19 protein-coding genes, 1 tRNA gene and 3 pseudogenes are annotated in these 17603 nt (G+C 61.0%); 7 read left to right on the top strand and 16 right to left on the bottom strand.

Annotation, left to right across the window (positions count from 1 at the left end; translation table 11 throughout):
- Positions 1–107: 107 nt before the first annotated feature.
- Entirely contained in the window at positions 108–296 is a 189-nt protein-coding gene (locus tag HU825_RS00110) for a PA3371 family protein (protein ID WP_043299236.1), read from the bottom strand.
- A gap of 464 nt (positions 297–760) precedes the next feature.
- Here HU825_RS00110 and HU825_RS00105 point away from each other — a divergent pair.
- Positions 761–837, top strand: a tRNA-Arg gene (locus HU825_RS00105).
- A 234-nt stretch (positions 838–1071) separates the two neighbouring features.
- On the opposite strand, the gene HU825_RS00100 is transcribed toward HU825_RS00105, so the two are convergent.
- The 12 genes from HU825_RS00100 to HU825_RS00045 form a co-directional block, all read right to left on the bottom strand.
- The gene (locus HU825_RS00100; protein ID WP_234303427.1) at positions 1072–1287 is read right to left on the bottom strand and encodes a hypothetical protein; all 216 of its coding nucleotides are present in this window, start codon (positions 1285–1287) and stop codon (positions 1072–1074) included.
- Positions 1288–1439: 152 nt separating this feature from the next.
- Positions 1440–1646: a DUF4224 domain-containing protein gene (locus HU825_RS00095; RefSeq protein ID WP_234302672.1), complete on the bottom strand. Its 207-nt coding sequence runs from the start codon at positions 1644–1646 to the stop codon at positions 1440–1442.
- Between the two features lie 186 nt (positions 1647–1832).
- Positions 1833–2030, bottom strand: coding sequence for a hypothetical protein (locus HU825_RS00090; protein ID WP_234302671.1), 198 nt, complete (start codon positions 2028–2030; stop codon positions 1833–1835).
- A gap of 346 nt (positions 2031–2376) precedes the next feature.
- The gene (locus HU825_RS00085) at positions 2377–3078 is read right to left on the bottom strand and encodes a hypothetical protein (protein WP_234302670.1); all 702 of its coding nucleotides are present in this window, start codon (positions 3076–3078) and stop codon (positions 2377–2379) included.
- The gene (locus HU825_RS00080; RefSeq protein ID WP_234302669.1) at positions 3075–3926 is read right to left on the bottom strand and encodes a S49 family peptidase; all 852 of its coding nucleotides are present in this window, start codon (positions 3924–3926) and stop codon (positions 3075–3077) included. The genes HU825_RS00085 and HU825_RS00080 overlap by 4 nt, the downstream gene beginning before the upstream one ends.
- Before the next feature lie 73 nt (positions 3927–3999).
- Entirely contained in the window at positions 4000–6045 is a 2046-nt protein-coding gene (locus tag HU825_RS00075) for a tape measure protein (protein WP_234302667.1), read from the bottom strand.
- On the bottom strand, positions 6042–6380 hold the full coding sequence (locus tag HU825_RS00070) for a hypothetical protein (RefSeq protein ID WP_234302666.1): 339 nt from the start codon (positions 6378–6380) through the stop codon (positions 6042–6044). Before HU825_RS00070 ends, HU825_RS00075 begins: the two co-directional genes overlap by 4 nt.
- Positions 6356–6553, bottom strand: coding sequence for a hypothetical protein (locus tag HU825_RS00065; RefSeq protein WP_234302665.1), 198 nt, complete (start codon positions 6551–6553; stop codon positions 6356–6358). The genes HU825_RS00070 and HU825_RS00065 overlap by 25 nt, the downstream gene beginning before the upstream one ends.
- A gap of 139 nt (positions 6554–6692) precedes the next feature.
- Entirely contained in the window at positions 6693–7547 is an 855-nt protein-coding gene (locus HU825_RS00060; RefSeq protein ID WP_234302664.1) for a coiled-coil domain-containing protein, read from the bottom strand.
- A 16-nt stretch (positions 7548–7563) separates the two neighbouring features.
- Positions 7564–7773, bottom strand: coding sequence for a hypothetical protein (locus HU825_RS00055; protein ID WP_234302663.1), 210 nt, complete (start codon positions 7771–7773; stop codon positions 7564–7566).
- Complete coding sequence (locus tag HU825_RS00050) at positions 7770–7955, bottom strand: hypothetical protein (RefSeq protein ID WP_234302662.1); 186 nt, start codon at positions 7953–7955, stop codon at positions 7770–7772. The genes HU825_RS00055 and HU825_RS00050 overlap by 4 nt, the downstream gene beginning before the upstream one ends.
- Positions 7952–8128, bottom strand: a complete 177-nt coding sequence (locus HU825_RS00045; RefSeq protein ID WP_234302661.1) for a hypothetical protein — start codon at positions 8126–8128, stop codon at positions 7952–7954. The genes HU825_RS00050 and HU825_RS00045 overlap by 4 nt, the downstream gene beginning before the upstream one ends.
- Before the next feature lie 249 nt (positions 8129–8377).
- Between HU825_RS00045 and HU825_RS00040 the strand changes: the two genes are divergently transcribed.
- Positions 8378–8722 carry a hypothetical protein gene (locus HU825_RS00040; RefSeq protein ID WP_234302660.1) on the top strand — a complete coding sequence of 115 codons (345 nt, stop codon included), beginning with the start codon at positions 8378–8380 and terminating at the stop codon, positions 8720–8722.
- 33 nt (positions 8723–8755) lie between these two features.
- Here the strand turns inward: HU825_RS00040 and HU825_RS00035 are convergent, their stop codons facing one another.
- Positions 8756–9460: an SOS response-associated peptidase family protein gene (locus HU825_RS00035; protein WP_234302659.1), complete on the bottom strand. Its 705-nt coding sequence runs from the start codon at positions 9458–9460 to the stop codon at positions 8756–8758.
- A 100-nt stretch (positions 9461–9560) separates the two neighbouring features.
- Between HU825_RS00035 and HU825_RS00030 the strand changes: the two genes are divergently transcribed.
- Together HU825_RS00030 and umuC are read left to right on the top strand one after the other, a co-directional pair.
- Positions 9561–9986, top strand: coding sequence for a LexA family protein (locus tag HU825_RS00030; RefSeq protein ID WP_234302658.1), 426 nt, complete (start codon positions 9561–9563; stop codon positions 9984–9986).
- Complete coding sequence (gene umuC / locus HU825_RS00025) at positions 9974–11230, top strand: translesion error-prone DNA polymerase V subunit UmuC (protein WP_234302657.1); 1257 nt, start codon at positions 9974–9976, stop codon at positions 11228–11230. The genes HU825_RS00030 and umuC overlap by 13 nt, the downstream gene beginning before the upstream one ends.
- An 882-nt stretch (positions 11231–12112) precedes the next feature.
- Here the strand turns inward: umuC and HU825_RS00020 are convergent.
- Positions 12113–12319 (bottom strand): carbon storage regulator, encoded by a 207-nt coding sequence (locus tag HU825_RS00020; protein WP_234302656.1) that lies wholly within the window; start codon positions 12317–12319, stop codon positions 12113–12115.
- Positions 12320–12573: 254 nt separating this feature from the next.
- A complete protein-coding gene (locus HU825_RS00015) occupies positions 12574–13167 on the bottom strand; it encodes a thermonuclease family protein (protein WP_234302668.1) in 594 nt (197 codons plus the stop codon).
- Positions 13168–13504: 337 nt separating this feature from the next.
- Between HU825_RS00015 and treZ the strand changes: the two are divergent.
- The 3 pseudogenes from treZ to HU825_RS18810 all read left to right on the top strand — a co-directional run.
- Positions 13505–15274, top strand: a pseudogene (gene treZ, locus HU825_RS00010) (malto-oligosyltrehalose trehalohydrolase).
- A pseudogene (gene malQ / locus HU825_RS00005) lies at positions 15267–17348 on the top strand (4-alpha-glucanotransferase). The pseudogenes treZ and malQ overlap by 8 nt, the downstream one beginning before the upstream one ends.
- A pseudogene (locus tag HU825_RS18810) lies at positions 17345–17601 on the top strand (alpha-amylase family glycosyl hydrolase); the annotation flags it as partial. The pseudogenes malQ and HU825_RS18810, both read left to right, overlap by 4 nt.
- Positions 17602–17603 lie beyond the last annotated feature (2 nt).

Below are 17603 nucleotides of genomic sequence, written 5' to 3'. Positions count from 1 at the left end.
GCCAATTGTACGGCGGTTATGCGAGGCGGGTAAAGGCATTTTGCTATTAGCGCGCGCCGATTGTGATCCGCCGCACCCAGATAATTGCCAGGCAGGTGCGAATCATGTCAACGCAGCAAAGGGTCGAACTTGATGCGTCGCCCAATCAACATGGCGCCTAGAAAGGCTAGGCTGCAGATGCCTAGTCCTGCCTGCGCAGCGATGTACCAGCCTTTGGCGACTTGTGGATCGACGAGGATGAGAAAGGCGCCGAAGATTGCCCCAATGGCTAAATAGAAGATGGCGAAATAAGACATTGCGGCTCCCTCTAGGTTAGTCGTTGGCTAAATCGATCAGAAGATCCATCGCTGTGGTTGGCTGACGCTCGCTGGGCCGATTCCGCTCATGTTCAAAACGCGTGCGGCAGGCGCTTCGAGGCTTAGCACGCCTGACTGCGCTGCATTCGCTGTTCTAAATTCGGTGCTGTGTTCCGTCGGAGGGTGTGTCATGGCTGCATCGACCGCGAGCGTCATGCCGAGCAGGCAAATCATTTTCCACATAATGCGTATCCTTCGCTGATGGGCTATCCCATAGTAAGCACACGTCATGCCAGTGGCTGGCTAAAATAAATGACTTTAAAATCAACAAGTTAGAATAACTATGAGGCGGTGGCGCATTGCAGGATGCATGATTTCAAAAATCGGAATTGCATTTTGCATGCTGGCTGATGGGTGACGTGACATGACAAAAACGGCTCGGCTCGCTAACATGCCGCGCGCACGTCCCAGTAGCTCAATTGGATAGAGCGTCCCCCTCCTAAGGGGAAGGTTGTGAGTTCGAACCTCGCCTGGGACGCCATATATCTAGGCCTCCTAGCTGGTTTCTTGAATTTTTCCGCAAATCCATGGGTGCGCCATGGGTGCAGAAAATCTGCAGCAGGCATTGCCAGGCCGCTCGTTAAGCACTCCTGTAAATAGACTTACAGCTAGTCGAGCGCCTCTGGTTAGCTAGGGCCTCTTCAAAGTCAGAAGCCACAGCGGAAAAGGAAACGTCTGCTGGGACGCCTCACGACCCGCTTGAGCTGCTCTTCGATCAATCGAAAGCGCGTCTCAGAACCATCGCGACTAGGTCGTTCCCATTTGCATTTTTGTAGGCGGTCCAGTCTACGTACCAAAGTTTCCCGATCCGCTCTCCGGGAATCTTCCCATCCTTGATTTGCTTTCGGATCGCTTGCGCACACATAGGCGTCCCGTTCTCACCCCAGCGGCGCCGTTGAAATTCGCTGATCTTGATTAGCTCTATCTTCATGGTGTTGCCCATTAAGGAATCGCCGGCACATCGATCCTAGGGGCGGCGGCCCGACCGACGTGGTAACTATGCGTAGATCGCAACGCCGTAACTCCTAACCTGAAGTGCTTGGTAGTCATAGACGAAACTGAGCAGGCGAGGGGCGGGTGCGGTCAGATACTAGTGAGTCTCAGCCTGGGTTCTGGCTTCGAGGCTTCGGGTTTCAAACCTAGTCGCTGTTCAACTGCTTGGCGCAATACCTTCATTTTACCGTCTCCACCTTTGACGAATGGCAGGCGTTCGCGTGCCAGCCAGCGAGCCTGGGCTGACGACTTTTGATATCCGGTTAGTTGCTCAAGCTCTTCAGACGTAAGGAACATCATGCTCTCCTTAGCAGTGTGAGCGAGGGCGGTTGAATGCAGTCTCCCGTTTACGACTAGCCCCCTACGTAGATGACAGTGCCGGGTGGCCCCCACTCGGCAACTAGATAATATAGTGCCGACAGGGGGTTCGCTTGGGTCGCATCTGCCGACTGCCCCCTCCACTTGATATCCAATGATTGTTTATCAGAGGCCAAGCTGGCGAACAATTACGGCAGGATCGGTGCCACGCTGGAGGGCTCGGCTGGCATCACGCTGCATTGTGTCAATGCATTCGTTCTCGAACTTCTCTGCCATCCGACACGCCTTCTTTACGATCAGGACAGCAAGTTCTCTCGGAAACGGGACGGTTTCTTGCGCTGGTCGTCCGTAGGTGATCGACATTGATTCTCTCCGTTGGCGATGGGGGTTATCGGGCTTGCTCTATTTGATCTCAGCCGTACAGGGGGGCTTGGGTCCTTCCGGAGGGGAGGGGTAGTGCGGGTCAATTCGCGCGCGGCCTATCGCTACATATGAACTTTTACAGGACAGACCGCTTCCGGTTCCGGTTGTTGTTTTAAGGCGCGGCCTGCCTGGCTCAAGGCCCCAAGCGGGGCGGAAGCGGGGAGGGGGTGGACTCGCACTACTAAACAACAACCAACCCCTGAGAAAGGCTCGTAAGTAGCGAATGGTCGCGCGCGAATTGACCCGCGATAGGGGGGTGGGTCTGGAAGGACCCAATGGGGGTGGGCTACCTAGCCGTCCGTAGGGCATGAGCCAAGGCTTTCTTCATCTCACGGTTCAGGTTCACGGCGATCGCCTTGTCAGCGATGCGGTAGAAGTCCAGTCGGCGCTTATAGGTGGGGCGCCTACCGAAGGCGAGGATCACGCTCATCTTGTCGGCCCCCTTGCCAGTGCGCTCAGCAATTCCGATGGGCTGATTCCCTCGACGAATGACAAAGACACTTCGACGGTTCTTTGGCTTGCCGTCTTCCTGCTGTGGCTTGAGTCCGATCCGTTCGAGGATGCTCTTCATCCTGGCGCCGCTGACGTTGCCGAACGAGTCGAGCTTCATGCCCTTGCCTGGCAGCACATACTTGCCCGAAGGGAGCAAGCCACGCTGACGCAGTGCGCGTTCGCTGGGCTTTGGAGTTCGTGTCCCACCATGAACCTCGGGGGTCAGCCACTTGCTTGGCGGATCGCCCCGGCTTGCATCCCCCTTCACACCTATCCGAGCCTGCAGCTTGTCCTTGCGCGCTGCTTCCAGATAGAGGCTATTCAGCGTCCAGCGGGTAGGACGGTCGAATACCGAGCGCATCTCGCTCTCAATGTCCTGCTTAGCTGCCTTGGCCGTGAAGGTGAGCGCCCGGGCTGTGGCATACGGGATCTGCTTCTCGATCCTGGCAAGCTCCTTCTTAGCCTCTTTGAATCCCTTGGCGACGATGCGGATCATCGGCAGTTCCTCTTTTGCCAGATGCTTGCCGTCGTTATCTCTGAGCGGGACGCGAGATTTTCAGGGGTAGGCTCAGGCGCTGCCGGTGCTGGTACGGATATGGCTGCGGTAGATGCCTTGGATGGCTGGGCGATCTTGCGCGCTGGCGGCAGCGTTGCTGGCTTACCTGCAAGCACGGTCTGCAGAGACCCGAGGCCATGAGCTAGACCAGCTCTAACCGCGTCAGCGCCCATTCGGAGCCCGCCTTGATCGCCAATCTTTGCAATCTGCTCAGGCTTTACGCCGAGGTTCCGAGCGACCCGTTGAGCAAAAAACTCCCCGATCGCATCGATCGTCTCGGCTACCTTCGCGCGGCCTTGCTCGGTAGATAGATCCGGTCGCTTGTTCGGAGCATTGCGGCTGACGATCTGAAGGGTGCCGGTGCGGCCGGCGTACTCTGCCACCGCGCCGATACCGCCGACCAGGGCGGTTTCGTCGATCACGATCCGATGCGCTGCGCTGGCGATCCAGTAAGCCGCGCTTGCTGCAGTGCCACCGACATAGGCCGTGATTCGCTTTCTTGGGCGCGCCCGGTAGATCAGTTCGGCTAGCTCATTGATGCCTGCAACTTGGCCGCCGGGACTGTCCACGTTGAGCACGATCGACCGCACAGCAGTGCTATCCAAAGCAGCTTTGAAGTCGAGAGCTAACTGTTCCGTGCTGACGTACTTGCGGTTCGCATAACGTAGGATCGGGCCAATGATATGAATGATCGCGGTACCGTTCGCCGTCATCGTAACGAGCGTGCCCGGTAGGCGATGGCTGTGAGTCAGCTGGAAGGCTTGGACTGTCTGCAGGGGTTGAGCCATCTCATCATTAAGCCATGGGACGAGGAGCCACCGACTGTCTGTTGCGGACGTGAGGATATCTATCATGAGCGGGTCATCGGTGGGTGCGACCGAACTTCTTAGCGGCCAGGCGCAGCTGGTCGGCTTGGGCGGAGTCCGCCAGCACTTGGAACGTATCGCCGCCGAGGTTGATATCAAGCGATCCGAGATTGCGCGGCCCGGTGTCTAAGCTCGCAACGGTCCCAACCATCCCGCCATCGGCAAACCGTGGGATGTGGATCCCGCGGTTGAGTAGGTCGAGCGCGTTCTTGCCCAGCTTGCGTACGGCTGCCGCCCGTATGACGTACTCGCCATTCGAGAGGAGCGCCGGGATGCTGTCGCTGGTTCCGGTGCCGGGGCCGCTGATGTAGCCGCCAGTTGCGTACTGCGGGACATCCGGAACATCACTGTTAATGGCGCCGGCCTGCCCGGTGACATTGACGGGAATGGTGAGCCGCCTCGTCAGATCAACCGCAAGCTGGTCGATCATCCCTCTGATAGTCGCGTCGTCTTCCGATGAGTACTCGAAGCCGACGACCACCTTAGGCAGGCTGTCGATCTTCGTTTTCAGCGAGTCGATGCTGCTACCAATCTGGTCGATGTTCTCTTGTGCCTGTTGCTGCTGCAGGTCATTACCAGCTAACGCTAGTGCTTGCAGCTCTTCCTTCAGGCCTTTGAATCCGTAGCTATTCACGCCGGCCGATTCGAGCTGTTCCAGGATGGATAGCGCTTCTCTCGCCTGGCGCACTGTCTGCTCGCCGTTCTTATCGACCAGGAGGGATTCGCGCGCCCCGGCTTTCAGGCCCATGGCGCCGTTGAAACTCGGCTCTCCGCTTGCTCCTGCACTCGTCTTGTTAATCGAGGTGGCGAACTCTTCCTCAATCCGGAGGCGTTCGGCTTTGAGGCTTGCCATTCTGTCGTTGGCAGCCTTCTGCGCCTTTTCTTCGTCGCTTAAGTTCTTCTTCAGGGACTCAAGCTGATTGGCTTTCAGCTGGCCAATCCGGTCGCCGTGGGCTTTTTCTTCAGCCGATATCTCTTCGTTTACGTCGGCCCGCCCCTTCAGTTGGTCACGGAGCGATTGAATCTGCCGCTTGGTTTGCTGCTCCTCGGTCTTGATGGATTCCTCTGTGACTCCCCTCAGCGACATAGCCAAGCGTTCGAACCAGTTTCCGCTCTTCAGCTTGTCTCGCTGGCTGTTGAGCTCGCGAAGCTTGGAGAGCAGAACCGATATCTCGGTGTTGATTCCGCCTACTGTCTGCTTCTCGTCACGGAAGGTATCGAGGAACTCACCGCTCGAAACCTTGTTCATGGCTTCGGCAAGGTCATTCATTGCCTTCGTGGCCGCTGAAGATGCGCCGGTCATCTTGTCGAAGGCGCCGACCATATCGATAGCAGCGTTCTCAAGACGCTGTCCGGCCGTGCCGAACGTTTCGCCCATCGCCTCGAACTCGGCCGTCAGTTTAGGCAGCTGAGTGAGCAACGCATTCGTGACAACTTCGGCCGTAAGCTGGCCCGCGGCGGCCATCTCGCGCAGCTTTCCTACTGGTACACCAAGCCCATCAGCCAGCGCCTGCATCAGGCGTGGCGCGGTTTCAGCGATGCTGTTGAACTCGTCACCGCGCAGCACACCGGCCCCCAGGGCCTGGGCGAACTGTTGGATACCTGAAGCGGACTCTGATGCTGACGCGCCAGAGATGCGCATTGCCTTGGTAACTGCCTCGGTCACCTTGGCGACGTCGGTTTGGCTGCGACCGGCTTCGCGCAGAGCGGGGGTTAGGCGGGAATATAGCTGCGTGACCGACGTAATCGAGGCGCCGTTTTCGTTCGCAATCCGGCGCACATCGCCTAGCGCGCGGTTGAATTCTTCCTGGGACCTCGCCGTCAGCTTCAACCGAGAATTGATCTGGGTGCTTTGGTCTGCCAGCGTCGAGTAGCTTCGAGCTGCGGCAGTAACAGCGGCAGCTGAAAAGGCAGCCTTAAAAACCCTGCCGGCTACGGCCAGTTTTTGATTGGTCTGGTCAATCTGGCGGTTGAGGTCGTCGAAGGCAGAGCGCGTGTTGTTCTTACCGTCGATGACGACCTGCGTTGCTACGTTTTTCACTGGACGGCCCCTTCTGTTTCGACGTGAAGATCCTTGAGGACTTGCGCTGCTATGAGTCGGTGCTCCTTATTGCCAGCTAGCGCTGCAAGCAGATGCGTGCGCTGCGTTGTCACGTCGTCTGGATCCATACCGGGAGCCCTTAGATTCAGCTCCTCAAGAGCGACGAGCAAAACCTCGTCGAGTGCTCGGTCTTCTGTACGCTCGGCGATGACAAAATTCGGTTGGGGCGTGCTGATTGACCGTTCTGGCTTATTAAGGCGATCAAACAGTAGTTCTCGCGCCTCATCCCACAAATCGAAGGCCAGGTCGATTAGTGCGCCGAGGTAGCGAGACATTCCCCGTCCTCCATGAGTGGGAGAGCAAGATTCAATATGCCGCGGACGAATTCTCGGTCGACCTGGCTTCCTGCTAAGGCTCGGAGCAAGCAATCGCGCTGCTTCTCCATATCCGCCAGGGCGTAACGGATAGCCCCGTCCAGCAGAAAATCATTGTTGAGATCGATGGTCATGGCGCTGTCCTCTTGGGGCGGGCGGTCGCGGTTGGCATGAGTTGCCTGGAGTAGTGCCGACCACCGCCCCCAAAGGTAGGAGCGCGCCGGCTGTCGGGGTTACTACGCCACTGGCCGACTGGGCGCCTTGCAGGTTTACTCAGGGACGCAGCGCGTCGACATCAATGGCGCCGCTGGAGTCTCGTACTTTCCTCGCAGTAATCGGCGCACCACCGTCTTTCGCAGTGACGGGGATGTGCAGGTCGTCCATCGCCCGAGAATTGCGGCTAATTGCCCAATCCACGGCGACGATTTGAGCGGCCAGCTCCGACATCTCGCTTGCCATCGCGTCCCACCGTGCGCCGAGCTTGTGTCGTACGGCGAGCAGCCGGCGCTCGCGGGCGCTCTCAAAGCGCTGCCTTTCAGCGGCACGCTTCTGCTCAATCGAATCGACCTGACTTTGCAGTGCTTGGAGGATGACGGCCTGCCGAGCGGTCTTGCGCTGGACCTGCTCAAGCGCTTCGGAACGACCATTTAGCGTGTCCAGGGCGGCGGCTTCTTCAGACTCGCTGCCCTGCGCCATTGCGGCTGCGTAGGCCTCTGCAGCTTGGCTCTCGCTATGTTTGGCCTCGGCGAGTTCTGCATCGGCAGCGGCTTGCAGCTTGGTCAGTTTGGCACTCGCCTTTTCATAGTCAGCATCAAGCGCCGCCAGGGCTTTGCCTGCTGCGTCCATCTCTTTCTTAGCGGCCTTGATGTCTGCGTCGGCGCTGTCTCGCGCCGCCTTCCAATTCAGCAGGTCGTCGCGCTTCACGATTTCGCGGCCGAGCCGATCAATCTCGCCTTCAGTGGCGCGGAGATCGTCGTGCATCCCACTGATGGGACGCTTGGCAGCTGTGCTGTCGTTCGTTGCGGCTTCGATTTCGCTGCGCAAGGAATCAGCGAGCGCGTGCGCTTCTTCAAGCTGATCTTCGAGGGTGGGTTCTTGAGGCTCGCTGAGCAGTTTCAGTCCGAACACGGTATGTCTCCTTGAGTCAGGCGTCTTCGATCGAGACGCTGCTGCGATTGAGTAAGAGAGCTTCAGTTAGGCGCTCGGCGCGGCTGAATGCGCTCTCCTGGGTATCGCCTTGGAGCACTGCCAGGGTCCGGCCGTCGTGCTTTAGGCGAGCGTGATACTTCGGTGCAAATCCCTTGTGGAAGGGCCTTGGGTGCGGGTCATGCGCGGTGATGGCGAGCGCGCTCATCGGGTCGCCGGGAGCAGGTCGTAGCTGCTCAGGTACGCCAGGTCGACCACGCGGATATCGACGCCAACGCCAAAGACGCGAATGTGGCCAGAGGGAAGCGTTTCAATCTGCAGGCCTCGCTGCTCGGCGAGCCGCTGTATGTCGTCGCGCTTGTTTGCGAGTTGTGCGGCTCTGGTGCTCATACGAAAAGCTCCCGGCAGCTGACAAAGGGCTTGTTCTCGCTAAGTGCGATGAGAAGGGCGCTGGCGGGAATGCTGCCCTTATCTGCCGCATCACGAATGCGTGACCAGGCTGCGGTTAGTTCGGCTCGGTTGGGGCGCACCTGGCGGCCTCTCGGCTTGTCGATAGTGCTCATAAGCTGCCTCACTGTAAATCAACAAGACATGTCGTAATTAACGTCATGTTACTCTCGATTTGGCCTTATGCAAGCTTTTTACTGGTTGGGTATCCAGTATTTGCGGGTGTGGGGATTGCCGGGACGGGGCTGCGATAGCGCCGAGAGGAAGAACCCGTGCGAAAAGTAGACACGTCAGATTCCCCCAGGGGAGACAACCACGCGCTTTATGGCTAGCGTTTGGCTATCACATACACGGAGGTATTTCAGGTGGAAATCAACGTAACGGCTGTCGAGCGATCTGTTCGGCTATTCGCGCTACCAACGGCACTCATGCTGCTCGGGCTCGCTCTGCTGGCCTTCACCGGCGGCGCGATGGACACCCTTAGCCCGACGCTTGAGACGGTGATTGTCCCTGCCAGGTGGTTTCTGGCCGGACTATCTGGTTTGGGCGCTCTTTGGTTCGCCTGGCGCTTGGTCCTCCTGTACCGATGGGAGAACGGCGCCGATGGCGGTTGTCATCGATGCGGCGGATTCGTCAGGCACCTTGAAGGCCGTTGGGGCGATTACAGCAAGTGCATGATGTGCGGCGGGACCAAATCGGGGCACTACTAAGAGCGCCTGCTGGAACGAAGCCCGAACCTAGGGTCAGAGCAAGGGTGCGGATGTCGGCTCGATCAGATGCCGCCCCTCATTACGAACGTTGCCGACTGCCTTATCTACAGCGAACCATTCGAAGGCGTCGACCGGTAATGCCAAGTCGCGAGCCAGCTCCTCGGCTCGTTCTAAAGACAGGTCCGGCTCGATCCATTCTCGCGCGCGGTCAGCCTCAAACACGACAGGCCGTCGATCATGGATGTCTAGCATCCCCTGGTCGCTGTCGGCGGTGATGATTACGAACCCATCCCCGTTGTGATCGGTCAGGCCGGTGCGATCCAGCTGAGCCAGCGCGGCGAACCATAGCGGCGCGCCGTCCTTGCGACGGATGTAGTAAGGCTGTTTCTTCTTCGGGTCGGTGGGGTCTTTTACCCACTCGAACCACCCATCTGCCGCAACTAGCGTTCGACCGGTGGCCCAGATGTCTCGGAAAAACCGGCTGGTCGCTGCCGTCTCGACACGCGCGTTGATGGCTGGCGGTCGTTTTCCCATTGCCCAAAATGGCTGATAGCCCCACGGTAACCGCGCCATTCGTAAGCCGGTGTCTGTCTCGTAGAAAATCATTACCTTCGAGCGCGGCGCTACGTTGAAGCGGTCTATCGGCTCTGGATTGATGGCGCTTTCGATCGGCTTGTCATAGCGCAGCGCATCTAGGTACTCGACCGCTGTTCGGTACTGTGTAAAGCGACCGCACATATCCCCTCCAGCCTGCTATCGGATGGCTGCCTTACTTCATTGACCGCATGAAGTGCTCACGGTTTACTGTACGCATATACAGTAATCGCAGAGCAGTATCATGCGCGCCACTATCCTCGGCCAGCTTGGCCCGTCGTCAACATTCCTCCAGTTCGTCGACACTCGCGTTCCCGCGGGCTTTCCTTCGCCCGCGGCGGACTATGAGGAGGTCACGCTATCTATTGATGAGCTGGTCGACCTGCGTACGCCACACGTCTATCTGGTGAGGGTAGAGGGGCCCAGTATGGTCGGCGCCGGCATTTACGACGGCGATGTGCTCGTGGTGAACCGGGCACTGGAGGCGCGCGCCGGGCACATTGTCGTTGCCTACGTCGACGGCGGCATGACTGTTAAACGACTGCAGGTGTCGCAGGAAGGCGTGTGGCTGCAGGCCGAGAATCCCGATTACCGCGCTATCCGCGTTACCGAGTCCCTGCACGTTTGGGGTGTGGCCACTCACAATCTGCACCAGCTATGTTCGCGCTGATCGACTGCAACTCGTTCTACTGCTCATGTGAACGCGTCTACCGTCCGTGGCTGGATGGCGTACCGGTCGTGGTGCTGAGCAACAACGACGGCTGCGTAATCGCTCGTACCCGAGAGGCCAAACGGCTCGGCATTCCGATGGGCGCTCCGTATTTCCAATGGCGCGACCAGATGCGCGAGTGGGGCGTGGTCTGTTTCTCAAGCAACTATGAGCTTTACGGGCAGATGAGTGCCCGGGTGATGACGACGTTGGAGGGGATGTTTCCGCGTATCGAGGTGTACAGCATCGACGAGGCGTTCGCCGACCTGGCAGGGATGACGGGCGACCTGTTGCCGCTGGGGCATGAGGCGCGAGAGCGAGTGCTGCGCTGGACCGGTATACCGGTGGGGGTTGGGATCGGGCCGACGAAGACCTTGGCCAAGCTCGCCAACTGGGCAGCGAAGACCTGGCGCAAGTCCGGCGGCGTGATCGACCTGCGTGACCCGGAGCGGCGCGACAGGCTGTTGCGGATGACAGAGGTTGGCGAGGTATGGGGCGTTGGCCGACGGCTAACTGCTCGCCTGCGTCCGCTGGGCATCCAAACGGCCTGGGATCTGGCGCAATGCGACCCGGCATCGCTGCGCCGGCAGTTCAGTGTGGTGCTGGAGAAAACTGCGCGCGAGCTGCGCGGAATCTCCTGCCTCGATCTGGAGGAGGCGGTACCGCCCCGGCAGATGATCTGCTCCTCGAAGATGTTCGGCAGCCGCCTGCGTGACATCGCCCCAATCCGCGAAGCTGTCGTGGCCTACGTCACCAAGGCTGCCGAGAAGCTCCGCGCGCAGAATAGCCTGGCCGGTGCGCTGCAGTTGGCCATCCGCACCGGTATGCACAACCCCAATCAGCCGCGCTACGCCAACGCAATTAGCTGCCCTCTGCCATATCCCACCGATGACACCCGGGTGCTCGCCGCCGCGGCTGTTCGTGGGTTGGAAGCGATTTTTCGGCTCGGCTACGCCTACAGCAAGGCAGAGGTACTGCTGATGGATCTGCGTCAGCGCGGCGAATTCACTGGCGACCTGTTCGCGGATGCACCTCGACTCGGTGCCGACCGGCTGATGGAAGTTGTCGACCGAATCAACGCGCGTGAGGGTAGGGGCACGGTTCGTCTCGGTCGCATCCCGGCCACGGCTGAGTGGTCGATGAAGCGTGAGCTGATGAGCCAGCGTTATACGACGAGGTGGGATGAGTTGATGGTGGTACGGTAGGGCCGTGGGTGCGGTTGGTGTGGAGGAATTAGGGCAGGGACCTGAAACGAAAAGCCCCGCGTGGTGCGTTTTACGTCATGCGGTGAAGTTTTCTTGGCGTTAAGGATTCTGCCCTTTGGCCGATCTAGCTTGGATATGAATTTCGAGGGAAAGAAATGAAGCGATGGCTATGGATAGGCGGTTTGGTCGGGGCCGCGCTTCTACTTAGCGATCTGACCAAGTCACCACTGTTCATGATCGTGGCTGTGGTGCTTGCGCCGATTATTCATGGTTGGTTCGACAAGCAGGAAAAGCGGGACAAGCAAGAGCGATCAAGCGCTAGGAGACCCCGGCGAGCGCAGCTAACGACCTGACCAGTTTTCAACTCAATCACCTGGCGATCGATAGCCCTCATCTCCTAAATCGTTGCGGTAGCTGTAAGTACTGGACTGGCCCGAAGACGACCCACAAATCAAAGAGAGGGGTCTTCATACACAAGGAGGCGAAAGGTGACTGCGCCTTCCGCCGGCCTGGCAGTCCCCGACTTGGGTTAAAGGCCACAGCCGGTCAGGCTTGCACTGATTACGAATAACAGGCGCAGGACAGATACAAAAAGCCCCGCTAAGTGCGGGGCTAATTGGTCATATGATGGAAGCAAACGTGCCGGCGCTGCCTTGTTTCGCTTTAAGAATGCTGCGAGCACAGCGACAAACCCTGAGGTATAAAGCGCCCTTGGAAGGTAAATGATTCCTTTCCTAGCCGACGCTAACCGGTTCGATAGTGTCTCGATACCTTTAATCAACCCAGCTACAGCCAACACGCACCTCAGTTTTCAGAATTGCTGTATTGGTATTGACCATGTGCTTGCCGTCCCGACGGGATCATGCGCAAACGACGTGCCTCTCACCGCTCTTCCAGTTCTCTCCGCAGAATCTGCAAATCGAGCGGAGCTTCAATCGCTATCTGCGCCTTGCTGCCCTTGATCTCCTTAACCGTAACGGTAATGCCGTCCAACAAGAGCTCGGCTAGGAGATCCTCGGCATTCGTGCCTGGCTGAACGCGCAGAGTGATTTTTTCGCCTTGTCGGCGGGTTAGCACCAGATAGCTCATGTTTACGCTTCCTTGCCTCAGCCCGTTGGACTAATCCAGTTCTTTGGTGCAGTTGGTGTCGTCGTAAGCCTTTCGAACGCAATAGAACCTCTTGCCTTTGCAAGTGGCTACCCATGAAGCGGTTCTGAAGGTGACGTCGTCGTCCGATATCGTTATCTGCGAAGGAGCGCAGCCAATTTGGCCGGAGGACAACGAGGCTTTCTCTGAGTGCATAGCGCAGCCGCTAATGGTGAATATGGTAGTGAGAGCCAGAGCTATGAGTCGCATTGAGATTCGTAGCGGGGGGTTATAAGCCGATCACTGATCGGGTTGAGTCTGTCATCAGTTACTAAGTAGTGAGGATCACCGTTTTCCGCGGCGCCAGTCCCAAGGCGGAATAGGCTGAGGGTCACGCCATAGCCCGATTCGACGAGTGAGGCCTCTTTCTCCTCAAACTCATACGAGAGCCGCTCCTCCAATGGTTGCTGCTTCGCGTAGCGCCTGAACCACCAAGCCATACCAGAGGCGAGTTGCGCCCGGCCTGCATCCAGCGTTGGGCCGCAGTTGACGCAATCAGCAGGCTCTACCCATACGGTGCCGATGATGCGGCCCCATCTGTCGCGGCTAGCTGAATCAACGATCACCGTCCTCCGGTACACCAGCCCGGACAGGTGCTGCTTAGATTGGGCACCGAAGGGCTGTTTGCTTTCGGGTGCATCAATCCCTCGCAGGCGTATTCGCTCGGGCACGCGGTCGGCGGTTAGACAGTTGATGGTGTCGCCGTCAGAAATCCCAATCACTCGGCATTCAAGCTGTGCGGCGATAACTGGTAAGGGAAGGAGTAGCAGAGTTGCAGCGATTCGATACATGGCGCTTCCTTGCGCTAGCGTAAAAAGCCCCGCGAGATGCGGGCCTTGCTTACAGTCGATCAAACGCGAGTGGGGCGTTTTTGCTTGAGTGCCCTCTTTCAGGCATCTGGTAAAGATCCTGCCAATTCTTGGTCGCCTGGCGCATCCCTTCTGCAAGCTCCATGGGGAGCTTGTAGCTTCTCGGGCCGAGCGGCTGTGCGCCATGCGCTGCCGGGGATGGCCACCGATTCTTCTGGCGCCACGCCATCGCCCCGTACGACCATCCTGTACCAGCACTGCTGGGCGTCCACCGCGAGGCCGCCCACGCCATTTCCTGAGTGCGCCACCGAGACAGTCAATGCCATCCATGCGTGCCCCCATCGGACGACACGGCCCACAACTGCTGGACTGCAACACACCCGCTTCAGGCTCTGGGCGCCGGATGCCGCAAGCGTGGCGCTGGTTATCGTTGGCGGCGAAACGCTGCCGATGCAGCCCGAGGCGGATGGCTGGTACGGCGTGGATGCTCCGTATGGCGCGGGTACGCTGTAATCGCTTTCCTCATCGACGGCGAACTGCAGGTGCCCGACCCGGCGTCACGCGCGCAGGCCGGCGATGTGCACGACCCCAGCGTGGTGGTCGACCCCACGACTACCTGTGGCGTCACGCCGACTGGCAGGGCCGCCCGTGGCACGAAACGGTGCTCTACGAATTGCATGCTGGCCTGCTCGTGGCTTTGCCGGGGTCGAGCGGCGCCTGGCGGACCTCGCCGCGCTGGCGTCACGGCCATCGAGCTGATGCCGCTGGCGGAATTTCCTGGCGAGCGCAACTGGGGCTACGACGGCGTACTGCCCTACGCCCCGGAGGCGGCCTACGGCTCGCCGGCCGAGCTCAAGCAGCTGATCGACAGCGCCCACGGCCACGGCCTGATGGTCTTCCTCGATGTGGTCTACAACCACTTCGCCCGGACGGCAACTACCTCGGCCGTTACGCCAAGCACTTCTTCCGCCATGACCAGCAGACGCCTTGGGGCGATGCCATCGACTTCCGCCGCCGCGAGGTGCGCGATTTCTTCATCGACAACGCGTTGATGTGGCTGCAGGATACCGCGCTTCGACGGCCTGCGCCTGGACGCCGTGCACGCCATCCCGGAACGCAGCTTCCCTCACCGAACTGGCGGCCCGGGTGCGCGAGGCAACCGAACCCGGCCGGCACGTCCACCTGGTGCTGGAGAACGAGGACAACCGCGCCAGCCTGCTGGCCCAGGGCTTCACCGCGCAGTGGAACGACGACGGCCACAATGTCCTGCACTGTCTGCTCACCGGCGAGCGCCAGGGCTACTACGCCGACTACCACGGCGACGCCACGGCCAAGCTGGCGCGCTTTCTCGGCGAGGGTTTCATCTACCAGGGCGAGGCCAACCGCCGTGGCGAGACGCGCGGTGAACCCAGCGGCCACCTGTCCCCGACCGCTTTCGTGCTGTTCCTGCAGAACCACGACCAGATCGGCAACCGCGCCTTCGGCGAGCGCCTGATCAGCCTCGCCGACCCGCAATCGCTGCGTGCCGCGACGGCCGTGCTGTTGCTCTCGCCGATGATTCCGCTGCTATTCATGGGCGAAGAATGGGCGCGCGCCAGCCGTTCCTGTTCTTTACCAGCCACCACGGCGAACTGGCGGACGCCGTGCGCGAAGGCCGCCGCAACGAGTTCGCCGAGTTTTGCCGAGTTCGCCGACGAGAACACCCGCGAGCGCATCCCGGACCCCAACGCCATCGCCACCTTCGACGCCTCGTGCCCGGATTTCGGCGCGCGCCAGGAGCCGGGGCATGCCGAATGGCAGGCGCTGTATCGCCAGCTGCTGGACATTCGTCGGCGCGAGATCGTGCCGCGCCTGCCGGTGCGCGTTTTCTCGATGCCTGTGTGCTGGGCGATGCAGCGGTGCTGGTGCACTGGCGCCTCGGCGGCGGCTGCCGATTGCGCCTGGAGCTGAATCTCGGCGAGCAGGCCGCGCCGCTGTCGGAGGCCCCGCCGTTGCCCAACTGCTGTTCGCCAGCCGCGAGGTGGTCGATGCACGCGATACGTTGGCGCCGCGTCTGGCCAGGCTGTATCTGGAGAAAGACCATGAGTGACGAATCGCTGATCCGCCTGGCCACTGCCGCGGGGCTGTCCGTCGACTGGACGGACGCCGACAACTGCCCGCAACGCGTCGAGCCGCAGGTGCTTCGCGAGGTGCTGGGCTGCCTCGGGCTGGCCGCGCACAGCGAAGCCGACATTCAGGCCAGCCTCGATCTGCTCGCGCAACAGTACAACCACGGCGGCGTGCCGCCGCTGTTGACCTGCGACCAGCACGCCGCGCTGGAACTGGGCAGCTATTTCGCGCCGGCGAGCCACTACCAGCTGACGTCCGAGGACGGCGAAGCCCGTGACGGCCAGCTCGACGAGCAGGCGCGGCTGCCGGCGATCGGCACTCCCGGCTACTACCAGCTGAGCATCGCCGAGCACCAGCTGACCGTGGCGGTGGCGCCGCATGCCTGCCCGACTGTGCGGACATCGCCGGTCCCGACGCCTGGGGCCTCACCGTGCAGCTGTATGCCCTGCGCCGGCCAGGCGACGGCGGCCTGGGCGATACCCAGGCGCTGGAAACCCTGGCCCGCAGTGCCGCCGCCCATGGTGCCGACGCGCTGGGCATCAGCCGGTGCACGCCATGTTCGGCGCCTATCCCCATCAGTACAGCCCCTACTCGCCATCCAGCCGGCTTTTCCTCAATGTGCTGCACGCCGCGCCCGGCGCAATCCTCGGCGAGCGCCCGGTGCAGCTAGGCATCCAAACCTGCGATCTGGGCCGCGAGCGGAGCGTCTGGAGCAGCTGGAGCTGATCGACTGGCCGGCCGTGGCGCTCAGCCGTCAGCGCCTGCTGCGTCAGCTGTTCGAGGATTTCAATCGCGGCGGCAATGCGCAGCAGGTCGATTTCGACAGCTTCCGCGCCAGCGGGGCGAAGCGCTGGAAAACCACTGCCGGTTCGAGGCGCTGCACGACCACCTGCGCGATGCCGAGGGCAACCCGCAGCACTGGAATGCCTGGCCGGCCGAATACCGCGATCCGGCCAGCCCGGCGGTGGCCGCGTTTGCCCGCGAACACGCCGATGCGGTCAGCTACCACGCCTTCGGCCCATGGCTGATGGCGCGCGGCCTGCAACGCGCCCATGTCGCCGCGCGTAGCGCCGGCATGCGCATCGGCCTGATCTCGGATCTGGCCGTCGGCGCCGATGGCGGCGGCAGTCAGGCCTGGAGCCGGCAGGCCGAACTCCTGGCTGCGCTCAGCGTCGGCGCGCCACCGGACGTGATGAATCGCGCCGGGCAGAACTGGGGCATCTCCGCGTTCTCACCCTGGGGCCTGCAGCGCCACGGCTTTCGCGCCTACATCGAGATGCTGCGCGCCAACCTTGCGCACGCTGGCGGCATGCGCATCGACCACGTGCTGGGCCTCAAGCGCCTGTGGGTGATGCCGGCCGGCGCCGATCCGAAGCGCGGCGTGTACCTCAACTACCCCTTCGACGACATGCTGCGCCTGCTCTGCCTGGAGGCCTGGCGGCACCGCGCGGTGATCCTCGGCGAAGACCTCGGCACCATCCCCGAAGGCCTGCGCGAGGTGCTCGCCGCGCGCGGCATACTCGGCATGCGCGTGCTGCTGTTCGAGCAGCACGACGGCCATTTCCAGCGCGCCGGTCAGTACTCCGATCAGGCGCTGGCGACCAGCACCACCCACGATATTCCGCCGCTCGCCGGGTGGTGGAGCGGGCATGACATCGACTGGCGATCAGGATCGGCCAGCTAGCGAAGCGGAGCGCGAGTCTCTCTGCGCGCACTCGAGCACGAGCGCGCCGACGAGCGCGAGCATCCGGCTGAAGCGCGTGCTCTGCGAAGACGGCGGGCGCGATCCCGGGCAGCTGCTGGAGGTTCAACAGGCGGTCGATGCCGCCGCCTGTTTCCTCGGCCATACCCCCGCGCCGCTGGCATTGCTGCCGGTGGAGGATGCGCTCGGCCTCAGCGAGCAGACCAATATGCCCGCATCGTCGAAATCCATCCGAACTGGCGACGGCGCTACCCGTACGACAGCGCCACCCGCTCGACCACCCGTCTGCAGCCGCCGCCTGCATTGCCTGAACAAGGCCCGCCACGATCACCGCGAAGGAAGCCGTCGATGAAGCCGCTCACTGCCACGCTGCGCCTGCAGTTCCACCGCGACTTCACCCTCGACGACGCCACCGCGCTGGTCGACTACTTCGCCGCACTCGCATCAGCCATCTGTACGCCTCGCCGTTGCTGACCGCCCGCCCCGGCTCGATGCACGGCTACGACGTGATCGACCCGACCCGCATCAATCCCGAGCTGGGCGGCGAGGCGGCGCTGCGTCGCTTGGTCGAGGCACTGCGGGCACGCGGCATGGGGCTGATCCTCGA

The sequence above is a fragment of the Pseudomonas phenolilytica genome, from assembly GCF_021432765.1.
Classification (GTDB): domain Bacteria; phylum Pseudomonadota; class Gammaproteobacteria; order Pseudomonadales; family Pseudomonadaceae; genus Stutzerimonas; species Stutzerimonas phenolilytica.
This window is presented reverse-complemented; position numbering and strand designations above follow the sequence as displayed.